Below are 15160 nucleotides of genomic sequence, written 5' to 3'. Positions count from 1 at the left end.
AATTACGACTATTTACCAGTTTTACCTTCTTTACGGCGTACAAATTCGCCAACATAACGAATTCCTTTGCCTTTATAAGGTTCTGGAGGACGAACGCCACGGATATTGGCAGCCAATTCGCCAACGACTTCTTTATCTGATCCTTTAACGATCACAGAAGTGTTTGAAGGAACTTCGATTTCGATTCCAGCTGGCGCTTCGATTTCAACTGGATGAGAGTAACCAACGTTCAATACAAGTTTTTTCCCTTGTAATTGAGCACGGTACCCAACCCCGATTAATTCTAACGCTTTTTGGAAACCTTCAGAAACACCAACAACCATGTTGTTGAAGTTTGCACGGGTAGTTCCGTGGATAGTTTTCATTTCTTTACTATCATTTGGACGAGTGAATGTTACTTCGTTTCCTTCGATATTCATTGTGATATCAGAAGAGAAAGTACGTGTTAATTCACCTTTAGGTCCTTTAACTGTAATGTCGTTTCCGTTTTGCTTGATTTCAACACCAGCAGGAAGAACGACGATCTTATTACCGATACGACTCACTTAGAGGCACCTCCTTGTGGAATATTTTAAATTACCATACATAAGCGACTACTTCGCCGCCAACATTTTTTGCTCTAGCTTCTTTGTCAGTGATTACACCGTCAGAAGTTGAGATAATCGCGATTCCTAGACCATTCAATACTTTTGGTACTTCGTCAGCTTTGACATAAGCACGCAAGCCTGGTTTAGAGATACGTTTTAAGTTTGTGATAACACGTTCACCGTTTTTACCGTATTTAAGAAATACGCGGATCACGCCTTGTTTGTCATCTTCAATGTATTCAACATCGCGGACGAAACCTTCACGTTTCAAGATTTCAGCGATATCACGTTTGATTTTTGAAGCAGGTACTTCTAGGCTTTCGTGTTTAACCATGTTTGCGTTACGCACGCGCGTTAGAAAATCTGCAATTGGATCTGTCATGACCATGGGATAATTTACCTCCTTTATGCGAGTATAGTTTACCAGCTAGCTTTCTTCACGCCGGGAATTTGTCCTTTATAGGCAAGTTCGCGGAAGCAAATACGGCAAAGATGAAATTTACGATAAACTGAATGTGGACGTCCGCAACGTTCACAACGAGTATATTCTTGCGTTGAGAATTTAGCAGGGCGTTTGTTTTTAGCAATCATTGATTTTTTAGCCACGTAGTTCGCCTCCTTTTTTTATTTTTGGAATGGCATGCCTAATTGTGTCAACAATTCACGAGATTCTTCATCTGTGTTTGCTGTTGTTACAATCACGATATCCATACCACGTACTTTGTCGATCAAATCATAATCTACTTCAGGGAAAATCAATTGTTCTTTGATACCTAAAGTGTAGTTTCCGCGTCCGTCGAACGCTTTTTTGCTCACACCGTGGAAGTCACGGACACGTGGCAATGACACACTTACTAGTTTATCTAAGAATTCATACATTCTTTCGCCGCGTAGGGTTACTTTCGCACCGATTGGCATTCCTTCACGTAAACGGAATCCTGCGATAGATTTTTTCGCTTTTGTGATCAATGGTTTTTGACCTGAGATCAATTGTAATTCTTCAACAGCTTTGTCTAAGTTTTTAGCATTAGAAACAGCGTCACCGACACCCATGTTGATAACGATTTTATCAACTTTTGGTGCTTCCATGATTGAGCTGTAGTTAAATTTGTCCATTAATGATGGGACAACTTCTTTTGAATATTTTTCTTTAAGGCGGTTCATCTGTTAGCCCCTCCTTCCTTCATCAGATTATTTATCAAGAACTTCTCCGGTTTTCTTAGAAACGCGGACTTTTTTGCCGTCAACTTCTTTGTAACCGACACGCGTAGCTTCACCGTTCGATGGATCAACCACCATCACGTTAGAAACATGAATTGGTGCTTCCATTTCAACGATTCCGCCTTGAGGAGCAGTTTGAGAAGGTTTTTGGTGTTTTTTGACAACATTGACACCTTCAACAACGACTTTGTCATTTTTAGGAAACGCTGCTAGCACAACGCCTTCTTTGTTTTTGTCTTTACCAGTGATAACTTTAACTTTATCGCCTTTTTTAACAAACATGTTTGTTTCGCACCTCCTTTAGATAAGAATCACTATTACAATACTTCTGGTGCTAGGGAAACGATCTTCATAAAGTTGCCTTCACGCAATTCGCGGGCAACTGGGCCAAAGATACGAGTTCCACGAGGGCTCTTATCGTCACGGATAATAACCGCAGCATTTTCATCGAATTTGATGTATGAACCGTCTGTACGACGAGCTCCTGATTTAGTACGAACGATAACGGCTTTAACGACGTCACCTTTTTTGACAACCCCACCTGGCGTTGCTTGTTTAACCGTAGCAACAATCACGTCACCAATATTGGCAGTTTTACGACCAGATCCGCCAAGGACTTTGATCGTTAGAATTTCACGGGCACCTGAGTTGTCCGCCACTCTTAATCGGCTTTCTGCTTGGATCACGATGTGTATCCTCCTTTCAGATTTTGCAATTCACAATCTATATAGGAAAATCTCGTGTGATTAGATAATCACTGCCTTTTCAACAATCTCTACTAGACGGAAACGTTTCGTAGCTGATAATGGACGAGTTTCCATAATTTTCACGATATCGCCAACTTTTGCTTCGTTGTTTTCATCGTGTGCTTTGTATTTCTTAGAATAGTTCAGACGTTTGCCGTAGATAGGGTGGTTTTTCTTTGTTTCAACGACAACAGAGATAGTTTTATCCATTTTGTCTGATACCACGCGACCTTGGTAAACTTTGCGTTGATTTCTTTCTTCAGTCATACGCTAAATGGCCTCCTTCCACTATTACTTAACTTGTTCACGCAATACTGTTTTAATGCGTGCAATCGATTTACGTACTTCTTTGATACGTGCAGTGTTTTCTAATTGACCTGTTGCTAATTGGAATCTAAGATTGAACAATTCTTCTTTCAATTGTTTTTCTTGATCTAGCATTTCGGCAGTGGTTAATTCTCTGATTTCTTTAACCTTCATTCGATTCACCACCCATTTCCTCACGTTTTACGATCTTCGTTTTCACTGGTAATTTGTGAGAAGCAAGACGTAGCGCTTCGCGCGCAACTTCTTCAGGTACACCGGCAATTTCAAACATGATTTTACCACGTTTAACTGGTGATACCCATCCTTCAGGAGCCCCTTTACCAGAACCCATACGTACCCCGATAGCTTTGGCAGTATAAGATTTGTGAGGGAAAATTTTGATCCATACTTTCCCGCCACGTTTCATATAACGAGTCATTGCGATACGGGCAGCTTCGATTTGACGGTTTGTGATCCAGTGTGATTCAACAGCTTGTAAGCCGTATTCACCGAATGCTACTTCTTTTCCGCCTTTCGCTTCGCCACGCATTTTTCCGCGGAACTCACGACGGTGTTTTACACGTTTAGGTACTAACATGTTTATTTCCCTCCTTTCTCAGTGTTCTTTTTAGTTGGAAGAACTTCTCCACGATAAATCCACACTTTAACTCCTAGTTTTCCGTATGTTGTATCTGCTTCTTCCCATGCGTAATCAATGTCCGCACGTAATGTATGAAGTGGAACTGTTCCTTCTGAGTAACCTTCTGAACGAGCGATATCCGCACCATTTAGACGGCCAGAAACTTGTGTTTTGATTCCTTTAGCGCCAGAACGCATTGTGCGTTGGATCGCTTGTTTTTGAGCACGACGGAAAGCAACACGGTTTTCTAATTGACGTGCGATTCCTTCGCCTACTAATTTAGCATCTAAATCTGGTTTTTTGATTTCAACGATGTTGATGTGAACTCGTTTGCCAGTTAGGCTATTTAATTCTTTTCTTAGGTTTTCGACTTCAGATCCGCCTTTACCGATAACCATACCTGGTTTAGCTGTGTGGATTGAAATATTCACGCGGTTTGCTGCACGCTCGATCTCAACTGTAGACACAGCGGCATCAGCAAGTTTAGATGCGATAAATTTACGGATTTTCAAATCTTCATGTAGAAATTCAGCATACTCTTTTTCAGCATACCATTTAGCATCCCAGTCACGGATGATGCCTACACGCATTCCAATTGGATGTACTTTTTGACCCACTGATTGTCCCTCCTTATTTTTCTGATACGACTACAGTAATATGACTTGTACGTTTGTTGATCGGTGAAGCTGAACCTTTCGCACGTGGACGGAAACGTTTCATCGTTGGTCCTTCGTTTACGAATGCTTCAGAAACAATCAAGTTTTCAACATCTAAGTCAAAATTATTTTCTGCATTGGCAATAGCTGACATCAAGACTTTCTCGATGATTCCAGCTGCTTTGTTTGGTGTGAACTTTAAGATCGCGATTGCTTCAGCAACGCTTTTCCCTCTGATTAAGTCAATAACTAGACGAGATTTACGAGGAGAAACGCGGACTGTTTTAGCAGTTGCTTTCGCTGATGTGATTTGTTCTGCCATTTTTGGATATCCTCCCCTCAAAATTAGCGTCTTGTTTTCTTATCATCGGCAGCATGTCCGCGATAAGTTCTTGTTGGTGCAAATTCACCTAATTTGTGTCCTACCATGTCTTCTTGGATGTAAACTGGTACATGTTTCCGTCCATCATACACAGCAATTGTAAATCCGATAAAATTAGGGAAAATTGTAGAACGACGTGACCAAGTTTTGATCACTTTTTTCTTTTCAGCGCCTTCTTGTGCTTCGACCTTTTTCATCAAATGGTCATCGACAAAAGGTCCTTTTTTCAAACTACGACCCATGGTGTACCTCCTCTCAAAATGTGCGACACACGGTCAAGTATATTACTTAGTTTTACGACGACGAACGATAAGTTTGTCTGATTTTGCTTTTTTGTTACGTGTTTTGTAACCAAGTGCAGGTTGTCCCCAAGGAGAAACTGGTGCTTTACGTCCGATTGGTGCTTTACCTTCACCACCACCGTGTGGGTGATCATTAGGGTTCATTACGCTACCACGTACAGTTGGGCGTTTGCGCATCCAACGAGAACGACCGGCTTTACCGATGTTGATCAATTCGTGTTGTTCATTACCAACAGAACCGATTGTTGCACGACATGATGCTAAGATCATCCGTACTTCACCAGAGTTCAAGCGGATCAATACGTATTTGCCTTCTTTACCAAGTACTTGAGCACTTGTTCCAGCTGAACGAATCAATTGTCCACCTTTACCAGGTTTCATTTCGATGTTGTGGATAACAGTACCGACTGGAATGTTTTCTAGTGGTAATGCATTCCCTACTTTAATATCTGCATCTGGACCAGAAACGACAGTCATGCCAACTTCTAATCCTTTAGGTGCTAAGATGTATGCTTTTACTCCATCCTCGTAATGTACTAACGCAATGTTAGCAGAACGGTTTGGATCATATTCAATCGTTTTAACCGTAGCAACGACGTTGTCTTTGTTACGTTTGAAATCGATCAAACGGTATTGACGTTTGTGACCGCCACCTTGATGACGAACCGTGATACGTCCGTTGTTGTTACGACCAGCATTGTTTTTCAAAGGAGCTAACAATGTTTTTTCTGGTGTTGAAGTTGTGATTTCAGCGAAATCAGAACTTGTCATATTACGACGGCCGTTCGTGGTAGGTTTGTACTTTTTAATCGCCACGTCTTTTTCCCTCCCATGTAAAGTTTATGCGTGAGTTGCTTATTCAGCAGCTTCGAAAATTTGGATTTCTTTAGAATCTTCAGTTAAAGTCACAACAGCTTTGCGACGTTTTTTTGTATATCCTGCATATTTACCCATGCGTTTGAATTTCGGACGAACGTTGATGATGTTCACGTTTGCCACTTTCACTCCGTCAAAGGCAGCTTCTACAGCTTGTTTTACTAAAGTTTTGTTAGCTTTTGTGTCCACTTCAAAAGTGTATTTCTTGTCATCCATGGCAAGCATTGATTTTTCAGTGATCACTGGGCGTTTAATAACGTCTAGTAAGTTCATTATGCAAGCACCTCCTCGATCTGAGTAAGAGCAGTTTGTGTCACTAACATTTTGTCGTTAGAAACGATGTCTAAAACACTAATGTTATCAGCAGTAACTACAGAAACTTTTGGCAAGTTGCGCGCAGATAAAGCGGCAAAGTCGTTTTCAGATTCTAAAACTACCAATACTTTAGAGTCAATTGTCAAGTTAGCTAAAACTTGTTTGAATTCTTTTGTTTTTGGAGCATCAAAGCTTAATCCTTCTACTGCTACCAAGTTATTTGAAGCAACTTTTTCTGACAATACAGATTTCATTGCTAAGCGACGAACTTTTTTAGGAAGTTTGTAGCTGTATGAACGTGGTGTTGGTCCGAAGACTACGCCACCTCCACGCCATTGTGGTGAACGGATTGAACCTTGACGGGCACGTCCAGTTCCTTTTTGGCGCCATGGTTTACGGCCACCGCCACGAACGGCACTGCGGTTTTTCACAGCGTGTGTTCCTTGTCTTAATGAAGCGCGTTGCATGATGATTGCATCATAGACAACTGATTCATTTGGTTCGATTCCGAAGATTTCTTCGTTCAATGTAATTTCGCCATTTTGGCTTCCATCTTGTTTGAATAATGCTACATTCGGCATTCCTTAGTTCCTCCTTTCTTCCTATCTACTTATTTAGCTTTCACAGCTGATTTGATTGTAATCAATGATTTTTTCGCGCCAGGTACATTACCTTTGATCAAGATAACGTTGCGTTCTGCGTCTACGCGTACGATTTCCAAGTTTTGGATCGTGATGCGATTTCCGCCCATACGTCCAGCAAGACGTTTGTTTTTGAATACACGGTTAGGTGCAACTGGACCCATTGATCCAGGACGACGGTGGTAACGAGAACCGTGAGCCATTGGTCCGCGGCTTTGTCCGTGACGTTTGATAACGCCTTGGAATCCTTTACCTTTCGAAGTGCCGGTTACATCGATGATGTCTCCTGCTTCAAAAATATCAACTTTGATTTCTGATCCTACTTCTAAGCCCTCTAGCTCTACATTCTTGAATTCGCGAATGAAGCGCTTAGGAGCCGTGTTTGCTTTTGCAACATGACCTTTCGCAGGTTTGTTAGACAAAACTTCACGCATATCTTGGTAGCCGACTTGAATCGCTTCGTAGCCGTCATTTTCGATTGTTTTCACTTGTAGCACTACGTTTGGTGTAGCTTCTACTACAGTTACTGGAATCAATTCGCCAGATTCAGTGAAGATTTGAGTCATTCCCACTTTTTTCCCTAAGATTCCTTTGGTCATGATTACACCTCCATCTTAATTATTATAGTTTGATTTCGATATTAACACCGCTTGGCAAGTCTAGCTTCATTAAAGCATCAACAGTTTTTGGTGTTGGATTCACAATGTCGATTAGACGTTTGTGTGTACGCATTTCGAATTGTTCGCGTGAATCTTTGTATTTGTGCGTCGCACGGATGATCGTGTACAAGCTGCGTTCAGTTGGTAATGGAATTGGACCAGATACGCCAGCTCCAGTTCTCTTTGCAGTTTCTACGATTTTATCCGCTGATTGATCTAAAATACGATGTTCATACGCTTTTAAACGGATACGAATTTTTTGTTTTGCCATTGTTTTCCCTCCTTCGCCTATTTTGAAAAGTAGACATAGCTCCACGAAAATTTTCCGTCACGCTCGTCCATGGCAAAGCGTCCGGGCGTGTCGCAACCTCTCGTTTCGTAGCCAGCAGAAAATTTCTTTGCTGCCAGTGTGACTTACGTATTTACGTAAACAGCACCTTTATGATTATATTACGGATAAACATTGATTGCAAGCTTTTTTTATGGAAAAACCGGGATTCTTTTGCATTTCTTTCAGAAAATTTTCTTTTGGTTTCGAAACACAAAAAAAGAAGCGTTGACCGCTTCTTTTAAGCACTTCTTCATTTCCCATTTATTATAGAAGAAAACTTGCTATTGCTGCGCTTCCTCCTCCATACGGTCTTGGGCGTGAGTATAGGCACCATGCCACACATGACCCACATAAGGATTGATCACCACTCCTTCTTTGATTGCCGCTGTGACAAAGGCTTTCGCTAAGCGAACACTTTCCACGACGGGTTTGCCTTTCGCAAGACCAGCAGCGATCGCAGCTGAAAAGGTGCAGCCTGCCCCGTGATTGAAATCAGTAGCGATTTTTTCACTTTCTAACAAGAGGAAGGATTGCCCATCGTAAACAAGGTCAATGGCTTTCGCTCCTGGCAAGCGATGCCCCCCTTTGATCACGACGTATTTAGCACCTAATTCATGGATTTTTTCAGCAGCTTGCTTCATGGCCTCAACACTCGTCAAATCACCCAAACCTGAAAGAATCCCTGCTTCTACTAAATTAGGGGTGACAACATCTGCTAAAGGCAACAAATGCGTGATGATGGCATCGACACTTTTTGGCTGTAAGATTTCTGCAGTCCCTTTGCAAGCAATAACAGGATCGATCACCACATTTTTGACTTGCTGCTGTTGGATCATCTGCGCAGCTTGGACAATATTGTCTTCATTGCCTAACATGCCCGTTTTTAGAGCATCCATCGGTTCCCCTGCAAAAGCAGAGATCAATTGTTTTTCGACAAGCGCTGTTTCCATCGCTGTTACTTCATGACTCCAACCTGCTTGTGGATCCATCGTGACGATCGAAGCGATCGTGGCAAAACCAAAGACACCATATTCCTGAAATGTTTTTAAATCTGCTTCAATCCCGGCACCTCCGGTTGAATCTGACCCAGCAATTGATAGGACTTTTTCCATCTTCCTCATCTCCTTGTGCTTTTTGCTAAGTATAGTCAATCTTCCCCTTGACGAAAAGAGCCATTTGGCTTATTTTTAAACCATCCAATTGAAAAAGGTGGTGCAGGATGGCTTCATCAAGTATCGACAAACAGAAGAAACAACCGATTTACCAGCAGATCGTGACTCATTTTATCGAAGAGATCCAAGCGGGAACCTATGGACCTGGGGATCGTTTGCCGCCAGAGCGCAGCCTCGCCCAGACTTTTGGCGTCAATCGTTCCACCGTCGTCAAAGCGTTAGATGAATTGAAAAGCTTAGGATGGATCGAACGAAAACAAGGCAGCGGCTCTCGTGTATTGGAAGGTCGTTGGGGGAACCGCCAAACGCCACTTTCTTATTTGCGCTCGTCTTTAAGCAGCCCTTATCTGCAGCAAGACCCTTACGTTCAACAGATTCAGCATTTGCGCACCGAGAAGGATGTGCTGGATCTGTACACAGGTGATCTACCTGCCGATCTGATCCCCGACTTCACGTTTCCTGCCTTTACCTGGGAAGAGATCCGCAAAGAAAGCACCAAAGTATTACCGACGGGTTATGAGCCTTTGCAAGAAATCTTATTGCAGCACCTTGCTGATTCCTTCAATTTGCCCACCAACGGCCAAAAACTAGTGATCACTGCTGGATCGACACAAGGAATCACCTTGCTGATGCAAGTCTTATTGCAGGCGGGGGATTGTATTGCGACAGAGGACCCTTCTTTCTTGTTCTCCCTTCCCTTATTTTCCACGATGAATGTCCAGCTGATCGGGATCAAGCAAGATAGCGAAGGGATGCGGCCTGCGGCATTGGAAAAAGTGTTGAAGGAAAAGAAGATCAAATTTGTTTATCTGAATCCCACTTTCCAAAATCCAACGGGTCATACTATGAGTGACCATCGGCGCCAAGCGATCATCCACCTTTGCCAGACCTACCAAGTACCGATCATAGAAGACGATGTTTTTAGCGAGTTGGCTTTTGAGAAAGTACCGCCCAAGCTAAAATCCATGGCTCCCGAAACCGTCATTTATTTAGGCTCGCTTTCAAAATTACTAGGATCATCCATCAAAATCGGCTGGCTTTTGGTGCCAGAAGCGTTAGCCGACCAATTTGCCCAAGCGAAAAAACGGATGGCGATCGATACCACGATCTTCCCGCAAGTCCTTGCCAACATCGCCTTACGCTCCTCTGATTACCACCAGCAGCAGCGGACACTACTTGCAGAAATGGCCCAGCGCCAGCAAGACGTACTCCAACTCTTGCAGGCATTTCAGGAGGATTGGCAATGGCAGCCGACGAAAGGTGGCCTTTACCTGTGGTTGACTTGGCGTCACCGCACATTGACTCGCAAAGATTGGTCACTCTTTTTGGCGAACGATTGCTTAGTAGCACCTGCGTTTCTTTTCAGTAACGATACGAATGGCTTGCGTTTGAACTATACCCGCTTAGCCAAAGATGATTTACCGCTATTTCAAGAACGATTCACAAAAATCACCCAACAGTTAAAGGAGCAAACCTATGAACGAAACCATTGAGCTTTTACACAATCATCGCACTTACCGACAATTTGATCCTGACTACCTCTTGAGCCAAGAGCAAGTGACCGCGATTTTGTCTGCGGCTCGTCAAGCACCTAGCTGGATGAACGGGCAAGCCTATTCGATCTTAGTGATCGACGACCCGCAGATTCGCCAACAAATGGTCGAATGGAATCCTGGCAATCCTCATATCGCAGCAAGTTCACTCTTTCTGCTATTTTTAGCTGATTTAAACCGAACCAAAAAAGTTGCTGACGAAAAACAGACTCCCTATCCAATCGATGAGGGCTATCAGCCATTATTGATCGCCACAACTGATGCCAGCATCGCTTTGCAATCTGGTGCGATCGCTGCTGAATCACTGGGCTTAGGCACCGTCATTTCCGGCAGTGTCCGCAAAGACAGCGCCAAAATCGCTGAATTGTTGCACTTACCAGAATATGTCTATCCTGTGGCTGGTTTGAGCATCGGTAAACCAATCGTAGAAATGAAGGTCAAACCTCGCTTGCCAGAAGAAGCGGTCATTCATTACAACCATTATCAGAACTATTCTTATGAGGCGATCGAAGCGTACGATCAAACGATGACTGCTTTTGGAGAAGCCCGCGAGATCAAACCATGGTCAGAAAAATTCGCTGGCTTTTACAGCAATCGTCCTGACCAAGGATTTGACGCCTTCTTGAAGAAGCAAAAACTAATAAAATAAAAAGCACCGCTTTCTTTAGCTTCGATGAACCGTAACGGATTCATCAACGCTAGAGAGAGTGGCTTTTTTTCTACAAGAGTCAAAAAAAGAGCAAAAGCGCGTACGCTTTTGCTCTTCGATCAATCAAATTAAGCTTGGATTGAAGTTACAACGCCTGAACCAACAGTACGTCCGCCTTCACGAATTGAGAAACGAGTTCCGTCTTCGATAGCGATTGGGTGGATCAATTCAACGTCGATTGTTACGTTATCACCAGGCATAACCATTTCAGTTCCTTCTGGTAATTCAACAACACCAGTTACGTCAGTTGTACGGAAGTAGAACTGAGGACGGTAGTTAGTGAAGAATGGAGTGTGACGTCCACCTTCTTCTTTTGTTAAAACGTAAACTTCAGCTTTAAATTTTGTATGAGGTGTGATTGTACCAGCTTTAGCTAATACTTGTCCACGTTGGATGTCTTCACGAGCAACCCCACGTAGCAATGCGCCAATGTTATCCCCTGCTTCAGCATAGTCTAACAATTTACGGAACATTTCAACACCAGTTACAGTTGTTTTAGCAGTTTCTTCAGCAATACCAACGATTTCAACTTCGTCACCAACGCGAACTTGTCCACGTTCAACACGGCCTGTAGCAACAGTACCACGTCCAGTGATTGAGAATACGTCTTCGACTGGCATCATGAATGGTTTGTCAGTGTCACGTTCTGGAGTTGGAACGTATTCGTCAACTGCAGCCATTAATTCCATGATTTTTTCTTCGTATGAAGCATCGCCTTCAAGAGCTTTCAAAGCAGAACCAGCGATTACAGGAACATCGTCGCCTGGGAAGTCATATTCTGACAATAAGTCACGAACTTCCATTTCAACTAATTCTAGTAATTCTTCGTCATCAACCATATCCATTTTGTTTAAGAAAACAACGATGTATGGTACACCAACGTTACGTGATAACAAGATGTGTTCACGTGTTTGAGGCATAGGACCATCAGCAGCAGATACTACTAAGATCGCGCCGTCCATTTGAGCAGCACCAGTGATCATGTTTTTAACGTAGTCCGCGTGTCCTGGGCAGTCAACGTGAGCATAGTGACGTGCTTCAGTTTCGTACTCAACGTGAGCAGTTGAGATAGTGATTCCGCGTTCGCGTTCTTCTGGAGCGCCATCGATTTGGTCGTAAGCTGAAGCTTGAGCCAAACCTTTTTTAGATAATACAGTTGTGATAGCAGCTGTAAGTGTAGTTTTACCATGGTCAACGTGTCCGATCGTACCAATGTTTACGTGGGGTTTAGAACGGTCAAATTTTTCTTTTGCCATTTTAAAATGTTCCTCCTAAAAATGCAGTTTATTTTTTATATTTGATAGGTAGGGAGCCGCAGCTCCCCATCCCTTATCATCGATAATATTGTACACGAAACTCAGAAAAAAATATAGCTTTTTACTTAATTTCCTATACTTCCATCAATTATTCAGCTTTGCCGCCGTTTTTCTTGATGATTTCTTCTTGAACAGATTTTGGTACATCTTCATAGTGATCAAATGTCATCATGAAAGTACCGCGACCTTGTGTTGATGAACGAAGTGTCGTTGCGTAACCGAACATTTCAGCTAATGGCACGATTGCGTTCACGATTTGTGAGTTACCGTGTGCTTCCATTCCTTCTACGCGTCCACGACGAGCAGTTACGTGACCCATAACATCACCTAAGTAATCTTCTGGTACAGTGATAACTACTTTCATCATTGGTTCAAGAATTACTGGATTTGCTTTCTTCGCTGCAGCACGTAAAGCCATAGAAGCTGCAACACGGAAGGCAGTTTCACTTGAATCGACATCATGGTATGAACCATCATAAAGTTTTGCTTTGATGTCTACTAATGGGTAACCGGCTAAGACACCGTTCGCCATTGAGTCTTCAAGTCCTTTTTCAACTGCTGGGATGTATTCACGAGGAACCACACCACCGACAATCGCGTTTTCGAATTCGAAGCCTTTACCTTCTTCGTTTGGTGTAAATTCGACCCATACGTGACCGTATTGACCTTTACCACCAGACTGACGTACAAATTTACCTTCCGCTTGTGTTGCTGCACGGAATGTTTCACGATAAGAAACTTGAGGCGCACCTACGTTTGCTTCAACTTTAAATTCGCGACGCATACGGTCAACTAAGACGTCCAAGTGAAGTTCTCCCATACCAGCGATAACAGTTTCGCCTGTTTCAGCGTTTGTTTCCACACGGAATGATGGATCTTCTTCAGCAAGTTTTTGTAAAGCAACCCCCATTTTATCTTGGTCAGCTTTTGATTTAGGCTCAACAGCGACTTCGATAACTGGTTCTGGGAATTCGATTGATTCAAGGATTACTGGTGATTTTTCATCACATAGTGTATCCCCAGTTGTTGTGTCTTTCAAACCAACAGCAGCGGCGATATCGCCTGAGTATACTGTTTGGATTTCAGCACGAGTGTTGGCGTGCATTTGTAGGATACGACCGATACGTTCGCGTTTGCCTTTTGAAGCATTCAATACGTATGATCCAGAGTTCAAGATACCTGAATACACACGGAAGAATGTCAAACGACCTACGAATGGGTCAGTCATTACTTTAAATGCTAATGAAGCAAATGGTGCTTCATCGTCAGCCGGACGATCAGTTTCTTCGTCTGTTTTAGGATTGATCCCTTTAATCGCAGGAACATCAAGTGGTGAAGGCAAGTAGTCGATGACTGCATCCAACATCAATTGAACCCCTTTATTTTTAAAGGCAGATCCGCAAAGAACAGGGAAAAAGTCAACAGTCAATGTTGCTTGACGAATACCAGCTTTCAATTCTTCTTCAGTGATTTCTTCACCTTCCAAGAATTTCATCATTAGTTCTTCATCAGTATCAGCAACAGCTTCGATTAATTTTTCGCGCCATTCTTCAGCTAATTCTACGTATTCTTCAGGAATTTCAGTCTCTTGGATTTCAGTTCCTAAGTCATTTGTGTAGATTTCAGCTTTCATTTTTACTAAGTCGATAATACCAGTAAAGTCATCTTCCGCACCAATTGGTAATTGGATTGGGTGAGCATTTGCTTGTAAACGATCATGTAAAGTTGATACAGAGTATAAGAAGTCTGCACCAATTTTGTCCATTTTGTTACAGAATACAACACGCGGTACGCGGTAATCTGTCGCTTGACGCCAAACTGTTTCTGTTTGAGGTTCTACACCTGATTGTGAGTCCAACACAGTTACAGCACCATCAAGTACACGCAATGAACGTTGCACTTCGATTGTGAAGTCCACGTGTCCTGGTGTGTCGATGATATTTACGCGGTTTTCTTTCCATTGCGCAGTTGTCGCAGCAGAAGTGATTGTGATCCCACGTTCTTGTTCTTGTTCCATCCAGTCCATTTGAGAAGCACCTTCATGTGTTTCACCAATTTTATGGATTTTACCTGTGTAATAAAGGATACGTTCAGTTGTCGTTGTTTTACCAGCGTCAACGTGGGCCATGATCCCGATATTACGAGTTTTTTCTAGCGAAAATTCTCTTGCCATTCTAGGTTGTTCCCCTCTCATTCTTACTTAACTTAAGCTAAGGTTGTCTCAGTACCTTCCAATAAAAAGCAGTGAGGATCTTACCAACGATAGTGAGCAAATGCGCGGTTGGCTTCCGCCATTTTGTGTGTGTCTTCGCGTTTTTTCACAGAAGCACCAGTGTTGTTTGCTGCATCCATGATTTCTTTTGCAAGACGTTCTTCCATTGTGTGTTCGCCACGCAAACGAGCGTAGTTTACCACCCAACGAAGACCTAGAGTTGTACGACGTTCAGGACGTACTTCTACTGGTACTTGGTAGTTAGAACCACCGACACGGCGAGCTTTAACTTCCAATACAGGCATAATGTTTTTCATTGCTTGTTCGAAAACTTCCAATGGATCATTTCCTGTAGATTCTTTGATAATGCCAAAAGCATTGTAGATAATATTTGCAGCAACACCGCGTTTACCATCAACCATTACACGGTTGATCAAACGAGTTACTAATTTTGAGTTATAAATAGGATCTGGTAAAACATCACGTTTTGCAACAGGACCTTTACGAGGCATCCGTAACTCCTCCTTCCGAGATAT

General features: G+C 42.7%; 23 protein-coding genes. 2 read left to right on the top strand and 21 right to left on the bottom strand.

What is annotated here, in order from left to right; all coding sequences use genetic code 11:
• Positions 1–8 precede the first annotated feature (8 nt).
• The 18 genes from rplF to thiD form a co-directional block, all read right to left on the bottom strand.
• Entirely contained in the window at positions 9–545 is a 537-nt protein-coding gene (gene rplF / locus A5878_RS01560; protein WP_005227095.1) for a 50S ribosomal protein L6, read from the bottom strand.
• 31 nt (positions 546–576) lie between these two features.
• Complete coding sequence (gene rpsH, locus A5878_RS01555) at positions 577–975, bottom strand: 30S ribosomal protein S8 (RefSeq protein WP_005227093.1); 399 nt, start codon at positions 973–975, stop codon at positions 577–579.
• A gap of 32 nt (positions 976–1007) precedes the next feature.
• Positions 1008–1193, bottom strand: coding sequence for a type Z 30S ribosomal protein S14 (locus tag A5878_RS01550; RefSeq protein WP_003128010.1), 186 nt, complete (start codon positions 1191–1193; stop codon positions 1008–1010).
• An 18-nt stretch (positions 1194–1211) separates the two neighbouring features.
• Positions 1212–1751, bottom strand: a complete 540-nt coding sequence (rplE, locus tag A5878_RS01545) for a 50S ribosomal protein L5 (RefSeq protein WP_005227088.1) — start codon at positions 1749–1751, stop codon at positions 1212–1214.
• A gap of 27 nt (positions 1752–1778) precedes the next feature.
• Complete coding sequence (rplX, locus tag A5878_RS01540) at positions 1779–2090, bottom strand: 50S ribosomal protein L24 (RefSeq protein ID WP_005232526.1); 312 nt, start codon at positions 2088–2090, stop codon at positions 1779–1781.
• A gap of 35 nt (positions 2091–2125) precedes the next feature.
• Positions 2126–2494 (bottom strand): 50S ribosomal protein L14, encoded by a 369-nt coding sequence (rplN, locus tag A5878_RS01535; RefSeq protein ID WP_003128006.1) that lies wholly within the window; start codon positions 2492–2494, stop codon positions 2126–2128.
• A 60-nt stretch (positions 2495–2554) separates the two neighbouring features.
• The gene (gene rpsQ / locus A5878_RS01530) at positions 2555–2821 is read right to left on the bottom strand and encodes a 30S ribosomal protein S17 (RefSeq protein ID WP_005232528.1); all 267 of its coding nucleotides are present in this window, start codon (positions 2819–2821) and stop codon (positions 2555–2557) included.
• A gap of 24 nt (positions 2822–2845) precedes the next feature.
• Positions 2846–3034 (bottom strand): 50S ribosomal protein L29, encoded by a 189-nt coding sequence (gene rpmC, locus A5878_RS01525; RefSeq protein ID WP_005232529.1) that lies wholly within the window; start codon positions 3032–3034, stop codon positions 2846–2848.
• Complete coding sequence (gene rplP / locus A5878_RS01520) at positions 3024–3458, bottom strand: 50S ribosomal protein L16 (RefSeq protein WP_005226918.1); 435 nt, start codon at positions 3456–3458, stop codon at positions 3024–3026. The genes rpmC and rplP overlap by 11 nt, the downstream gene beginning before the upstream one ends.
• Before the next feature lie 2 nt (positions 3459–3460).
• The gene (gene rpsC, locus A5878_RS01515; protein WP_005226916.1) at positions 3461–4117 is read right to left on the bottom strand and encodes a 30S ribosomal protein S3; all 657 of its coding nucleotides are present in this window, start codon (positions 4115–4117) and stop codon (positions 3461–3463) included.
• Between the two features lie 13 nt (positions 4118–4130).
• Positions 4131–4478 carry a 50S ribosomal protein L22 gene (rplV, locus tag A5878_RS01510; RefSeq protein WP_003127973.1) on the bottom strand — a complete coding sequence of 116 codons (348 nt, stop codon included), beginning with the start codon at positions 4476–4478 and terminating at the stop codon, positions 4131–4133.
• A gap of 23 nt (positions 4479–4501) precedes the next feature.
• A complete protein-coding gene (gene rpsS / locus A5878_RS01505) occupies positions 4502–4780 on the bottom strand; it encodes a 30S ribosomal protein S19 (protein ID WP_005226914.1) in 279 nt (92 codons plus the stop codon).
• 42 nt (positions 4781–4822) lie between these two features.
• Positions 4823–5656 (bottom strand): 50S ribosomal protein L2, encoded by an 834-nt coding sequence (gene rplB, locus A5878_RS01500; protein WP_005226912.1) that lies wholly within the window; start codon positions 5654–5656, stop codon positions 4823–4825.
• Positions 5657–5695: 39 nt separating this feature from the next.
• Complete coding sequence (locus A5878_RS01495) at positions 5696–5989, bottom strand: 50S ribosomal protein L23 (RefSeq protein ID WP_005226911.1); 294 nt, start codon at positions 5987–5989, stop codon at positions 5696–5698.
• The gene (gene rplD / locus A5878_RS01490; protein WP_005226910.1) at positions 5989–6612 is read right to left on the bottom strand and encodes a 50S ribosomal protein L4; all 624 of its coding nucleotides are present in this window, start codon (positions 6610–6612) and stop codon (positions 5989–5991) included. The genes A5878_RS01495 and rplD overlap by 1 nt, the downstream gene beginning before the upstream one ends.
• Positions 6613–6641: 29 nt before the next feature.
• Positions 6642–7271 (bottom strand): 50S ribosomal protein L3, encoded by a 630-nt coding sequence (gene rplC / locus A5878_RS01485; RefSeq protein WP_003127967.1) that lies wholly within the window; start codon positions 7269–7271, stop codon positions 6642–6644.
• Positions 7272–7293: 22 nt separating this feature from the next.
• Complete coding sequence (gene rpsJ, locus A5878_RS01480) at positions 7294–7602, bottom strand: 30S ribosomal protein S10 (protein ID WP_003127966.1); 309 nt, start codon at positions 7600–7602, stop codon at positions 7294–7296.
• Between the two features lie 341 nt (positions 7603–7943).
• Positions 7944–8774 carry a bifunctional hydroxymethylpyrimidine kinase/phosphomethylpyrimidine kinase gene (gene thiD / locus A5878_RS01475; RefSeq protein WP_086294423.1) on the bottom strand — a complete coding sequence of 277 codons (831 nt, stop codon included), beginning with the start codon at positions 8772–8774 and terminating at the stop codon, positions 7944–7946.
• 107 nt (positions 8775–8881) lie between these two features.
• Between thiD and A5878_RS01470 the strand changes: the two genes are divergently transcribed.
• Positions 8882–10327, top strand: coding sequence for a PLP-dependent aminotransferase family protein (locus tag A5878_RS01470; protein ID WP_086294422.1), 1446 nt, complete (start codon positions 8882–8884; stop codon positions 10325–10327).
• Complete coding sequence (locus tag A5878_RS01465; RefSeq protein WP_086294421.1) at positions 10311–11036, top strand: nitroreductase family protein; 726 nt, start codon at positions 10311–10313, stop codon at positions 11034–11036. Before A5878_RS01470 ends, A5878_RS01465 begins: the two co-directional genes overlap by 17 nt.
• A 128-nt stretch (positions 11037–11164) precedes the next feature.
• Here the strand turns inward: A5878_RS01465 and tuf are convergent, their stop codons facing one another.
• The 3 genes from tuf to rpsG form a co-directional block, all read right to left on the bottom strand.
• Positions 11165–12352, bottom strand: coding sequence for an elongation factor Tu (gene tuf, locus A5878_RS01460; RefSeq protein ID WP_005226902.1), 1188 nt, complete (start codon positions 12350–12352; stop codon positions 11165–11167).
• Between the two features lie 148 nt (positions 12353–12500).
• Complete coding sequence (gene fusA / locus A5878_RS01455; protein WP_005226900.1) at positions 12501–14585, bottom strand: elongation factor G; 2085 nt, start codon at positions 14583–14585, stop codon at positions 12501–12503.
• An 80-nt stretch (positions 14586–14665) separates the two neighbouring features.
• Entirely contained in the window at positions 14666–15136 is a 471-nt protein-coding gene (gene rpsG / locus A5878_RS01450; protein ID WP_003127957.1) for a 30S ribosomal protein S7, read from the bottom strand.
• Positions 15137–15160: the final 24 nt, after the last annotated feature.

It is taken from the genome of Enterococcus sp. 3G6_DIV0642 (assembly GCF_002140635.1).
GTDB classification, from domain to species: domain Bacteria; phylum Bacillota; class Bacilli; order Lactobacillales; family Enterococcaceae; genus Enterococcus_D; species Enterococcus_D casseliflavus.
Note: the sequence above shows the minus strand (reverse complement) of the source record. Positions and strands in the feature narration are given on the sequence as shown.